Annotated in this window: 4 protein-coding genes, 2 pseudogenes and 1 riboswitch; of the genes and pseudogenes, 4 read left to right on the top strand and 2 right to left on the bottom strand. The window is 75.7% G+C overall.

Annotation, left to right across the window (positions count from 1 at the left end):
- The 4 genes and pseudogenes from JNW89_RS29075 to JNW89_RS29090 form a co-directional block, all read left to right on the top strand.
- A pseudogene (locus JNW89_RS29075) lies at window positions 1-314 on the top strand (hypothetical protein); the annotation flags it as partial.
- Between the two features lie 95 nt (window positions 315-409).
- Window positions 410-1,621 (top strand): MFS transporter, encoded by a 1,212-nt coding sequence (locus JNW89_RS29080; protein WP_238451527.1) that lies wholly within the window; start codon window positions 410-412, stop codon window positions 1,619-1,621.
- Between the two features lie 80 nt (window positions 1,622-1,701).
- On the top strand, window positions 1,702-2,598 hold the full coding sequence (locus JNW89_RS29085; RefSeq protein ID WP_238451528.1) for an aldo/keto reductase: 897 nt from the start codon (window positions 1,702-1,704) through the stop codon (window positions 2,596-2,598).
- Window positions 2,599-2,689: 91 nt separating this feature from the next.
- On the top strand, window positions 2,690-3,025 hold the full coding sequence (locus tag JNW89_RS29090) for a hypothetical protein (RefSeq protein WP_238451529.1): 336 nt from the start codon (window positions 2,690-2,692) through the stop codon (window positions 3,023-3,025).
- Between the two features lie 4 nt (window positions 3,026-3,029).
- Here JNW89_RS29090 and JNW89_RS29095 read toward each other — a convergent pair whose 3' ends face one another.
- Both JNW89_RS29095 and JNW89_RS39185 read right to left on the bottom strand, forming a co-directional pair.
- Complete coding sequence (locus JNW89_RS29095; protein WP_238451530.1) at window positions 3,030-3,347, bottom strand: hypothetical protein; 318 nt, start codon at window positions 3,345-3,347, stop codon at window positions 3,030-3,032.
- 56 nt (window positions 3,348-3,403) lie between these two features.
- Window positions 3,404-3,946 (bottom strand): annotated as a pseudogene (locus JNW89_RS39185) (MBL fold metallo-hydrolase); the annotation flags it as partial.
- Between the two features lie 140 nt (window positions 3,947-4,086).
- Window positions 4,087-4,216, top strand: a riboswitch (cobalamin riboswitch).
- Window positions 4,217-4,342: the final 126 nt, after the last annotated feature.

Here is a 4,342-nt window from a genome sequence, read left to right on the forward strand (position 1 = left end):
CGGTGCCGCCCGAGCTGGGCGCGGCCCTGCGGGACCTGGCCGAGGCGGTCCGGGCGGCGGGCGAGGCGCTCGCCGCCGACCTCGACGGCGCGGAGGAGGCCGGTGACCGGCACGCCGCCCGCGCCGAGGCCGCCGCCCTGACCGCGGTACGCGTCGCCGGGCGGCTCTTCACCCCCGGGCAGACCCTGCCGCTGGCGATGATCGTCGGGCAGGTCCGGGCCACCGCCATCGACCTGCTGCGGGGCGTACGGGCCGACGACGACGCGGCGGTGCTGGCCCGGGTCGACGAGGCGCTCGGGCTGCCCGCGCTCTGACCAGCATGTGGTAAGGGGCGCATCTGGCTTGTGGTCGTGACGAAACCGGTGTGTGATCGACGCCGAGACGCCGTACCACCGGAAGGACCGCCGCCGTGAGCCCACTCGTCACCGCGCCCAGCCCCGCCGTACCCCGGCAGGTGCTGGCCGCCCGCACCGGCGTCGCGGTGGTCTTCGCCCTCAACGGCCTCGCCGTGGCGTCCTGGTTCTCCCGGGTCCCCGCGGTCCGCGAGGCGCTCGGGCTCAGCGCCGGCCGGCTCGGCCTGCTGCTGCTGGCCATGTCCGGTGGCGCGGTGCTGGCCCTGACCACCGCCGGGCTGGTCACCCAGCGCCTCGGCGCGGCCCGCACGGTGGTGGCGTCCACCGTGCTGGTGGCGGTCGGGATGGCCGGCGTCGGGGTGGCCGCGGGGGTGGCCGGCTCGCTGCCCGGCGTGGCGGTGGCCCTGTTCGCCCTCGGCTACGGCTCCGGCACCTGCGACGTGGCGATGAACGTCGAGGGCGCCGCCGTCGAGAAGCGGCTGGGGCGCACCATCCTGCCGCGCTTCCACGCCGCCTGGAGCCTCGGCTCGGTGGCCGGCGCGGGCATCGGCGCGGGGGCCGCCCGCGTCGGGCTGCCGATCGGCGTGCACCTGGCGGTGCTGGCGGCGGTCGTGCTCGGCGGCACGATCCTCGGCGCCCGGGCCTTCCTGCCCGCCCAGCCGGCACCGGACACCGCCGCCACCCGGCGCGGTGGCCTGCTCGCCGCCTGGCGGGAGCCGCGCACCCTGCTGCTCGGCGTGCTGGTGCTGGTGATGGCGTTCGCCGAGGGCAGCGCGAACGACTGGCTCGCGGTCGCCTTCGTCGACGGGTACGACACGAGCGAGGCCGTCGGCGCCGCCGTCTTCGCGGTCTTCGTCACCGGCATGACGATCGGACGGACCGCCGGCACCATCGCCCTCGACCGCTGGGGGCGGGTGCCCGTCCTGTTCGCCACCATCCTGCTCGCCGCCTTCGGCGCGGCGGTGGCGGTGCTGGCCGGCTCCGGGCCGGTGGCGATCGCCGGGGTGGCGCTCTGGGGGCTCGGCGCCTCGCTGGGCTTCCCGGTGGGGATGAGCGCCGCCGCCGACGACGAGGAGCGGGCGCCGGCGCGGGTCAGCGTGGTGGCGGTGCTGGGTTACACGTCGTTCCTGGCCGGACCGCCCGTGCTCGGCCTGCTCGGCGACCGGGTCGGCATCCTGCACGCGCTGCTGGTGGTGCCGCTGCTGCTGCTGCCGACCCTGGCGCTGGTGCCGGTGACCCGGCCGCCGGCGCACCCCGCCAGCACATAGAACCTAACAGCGGCCGGCCGCGGGCGGTATCGGGTACGCGGCCGACTGCGCAGCCCAGCCGTGCTGGCTAGGGTCGCCGGATGCCTACCGAAGAGATCACCGCCACCGCCGCGGGCAGCTGGACCCTGGGCGACCGCGCCGTCCGCCGGATGGGGTTCGGCTCGATGCGGACCACCGTCGACCCCGACCCGGACCGCGCGGTGCGGGTGCTGCGCCGCGCCGTCGAGCTGGGCGTGAACCACATCGACACCGCCGCCTTCTACGTCTCGCCCGGCGGCACCCTGAACGTCGGCACCGGCCCCGCCCGGTACGCCACCGAGCTGATCCGCGCCGCGCTCGCCCCGTACCCGGAGGACCTGGTGGTCACCACCAAGGTCGGCTTCTCCTACGACCCGGCGACCGGCCTGCGCGAGGCGGCCACGCCGGCCCAGCTGCGCGCCCAGGTCGAGGAGAACCTGCGCCGGCTGGGCCGCGACCACCTCGACGTGGTGAACCTGCGCATCGTGAAGCGCCCGGGGCGGGACTCGGTGGCGGAGTCCTTCGGCGCGCTGGCCGAGCTGCGCGACGCCGGGCTGATCCGGCATCTCGGCCTGTCCAACGTCCGCCTGGACCACCTCGACGAGGCGCAGGCCATCACCCCGGTGGTGTGCGTGCAGAACAGCTACGCCGTCGACAACCGGGGCGACCAGGACGCGCTGCTGCGCGAGTGCGGGACGCGCGGGGTGGCGTTCGTGCCGTTCTTCGCCCTCGCCGGCACCCGGCGGGAGGCGGGCGCGGCGGCCGAGCACACCGCCGCCGTCCACGAGATCGCGCGGGCCCACGGCGCCACCCCGCACCAGGTACGCCTCGCCTGGACCCTGCACCAGGGGCCGCACGTGCTGGCCATCCCCGGCACCGGCGACGAGGCGCACCTGATCCAGAACATCGCGGCCGGCGCGCTGCGGCTCTCCGCCGAGGAGCTGGCCGCGCTCGACTGAGCACGCCCGGTCAGCTCCCGCTCACCGACCTCGCAGCCGACTGTCAGGTGACGGTGCTCCACTGGAGGGACGCGAGGAGAGGAGCGGGCAGATGGGCTGGTTCAGCCGGCGGTCCCGGACCGCCGTCCCCACCCCGACCAAGCTCGACCGGGAGGCCACCCGCGAGGACCTGGCCGCGCTGGAGGAGTTCGTGACCAGCCGGCAGGGCGTGGAGTTCTACCTGGAGCCGGAGACCACCGCCACGGACACCACGGTGGTGGCGATCGCCCACGACGGCGAGTGGATCCGCCGCCGGACCGGCTCGCCGCAGGTGGCGGCGAAGCTGGCCGGCCGGCACGCCGTGCCGCTCTACGAGGCGGCGCGGACCGGCTACCCGGAGCGGATGCGGGTCTGGAACCGGGCCCACCCGGAACGCCGGATGCGCTGACCGCTCACCCCTCGACGGCGGCGCGCGCCTCGTCGAGGGTCATCGGGTCGGCGTGGCTGGAGACGTACCAGTGGTAGCGGTCGCCGAGCAGCCGGCGGACCAGCGCCAGGTCGGGGCCGTCCCCGTCCTGGCGCAGGTGGGCCGGCGGTGGGTAGAAGCAGTCGCCGAGCAGCATCACCGCCGAGTCGGGCACCAGCACCACGGTCGAGTCGGGGGCGTGCCGGCCGCCGACGTGGCGCAGCCGTACGCCGGTGGGCAGCTCCAGCTCGTCGGTGAAGGTGCGGGTGGGCGGCAGCACCACGAAGTCGTCCCAGGAGTCCATGGCCAGGGCGCGGGCCCGGAAGCTGGGCCGAGTCGCGGCTCGGCGCGGACCTGCTCGCGCAGGTAGCGGTGACTCCACGGGCGGGCCGCCTCGGCGCGCAGCAGTGGCTCCCCGGCGGCGTGACCGACGATCTCCACGCCCGGCCAGGCGCAGGCGCCCCAGACGTGGTCCCAGTGGTGGTGGGTGTAGACCAGCCAGCGCGGCTCCGGCAGCCCCGCCGCGGCCAGGGCGGCCCGGATCTCCCGGGCGTGGCCCGGGCTGTGCCCGGCGTCGACCAGCACGCTGCCGCGCTCGTCGGTGATCAACGCCACGCTCGGCCGGATGGCCGCCGGGTCGGGATCGCCCGGGTAGAGCCAGACCTGCCCGGCGAGGTGGTGGAACGTGGGCTCGGCGATGGCTGGGGTCCTTTCCGATCGACCGGCGACTCTTCGGTCGGCAGGACCGATCGTAGGCGTTCCGGTCCCCGCCGATGACCCCGCCGTCGGCGTTGACCGGCGGATACCTGCCCGCGCCGTCCCCTTTGCTCTGCTGCCGCCCCGGCAACAGCGGAGCGCTCCCAGTGGCGCCTCCCGGGCAGCAGAGCAAAGCGGGTGCGGCATCGAGGTCGGACATTGTCCGAAGTGCGGAGACAGTCGGCGATTATCGTCAGGCTTCGATGGGCTTTCCCGCTCGGCGCGACCGGGGGCGGCGTTGACCCGGCGCGGAGGGGTGTGGCAGCATTCGCGGCCTGACGGCAGTGAAGGAAGTCGGTGCGATTCCGGCGCGGTCCCGCCACTGTCACCGGGGAGCGATCCCCCCTCGCGAGTCACGGCCGTGTTCCTGCGGTTGGAAGGCCGGGGGAGAGCGTTGATCCGGAAGCCAGGATACTTCGGCCGTCGGAGCGACCCCAGGGCGTGGACACCCGAGGAGGACCCCGATGACGCGCAGCGTCCCCACCGTCGACGAGCTCCGTCGTACCCGTTCCGGGCGCGCTGACGCGCCCTGCCCGGCCGCGC

The organism is Micromonospora sp. 4G55, assembly GCF_016803375.1.

Bases quoted from the DNA above. Each gene is read 5' to 3' on its own strand.
- JNW89_RS29085 (WP_238451528.1), top strand. From the start codon at position 1,702: ATGCCTACCGAAGAGATCACCGCCACCGCCGCGGGCAGCTGGACCCTG.
- JNW89_RS29090 (WP_238451529.1), top strand. From the start codon at position 2,690: ATGGGCTGGTTCAGCCGGCGGTCCCGGACCGCCGTCCCCACCCCGACC.
- JNW89_RS29095 (WP_238451530.1), bottom strand. From the start codon at position 3,347: ATGGACTCCTGGGACGACTTCGTGGTGCTGCCGCCCACCCGCACCTTC.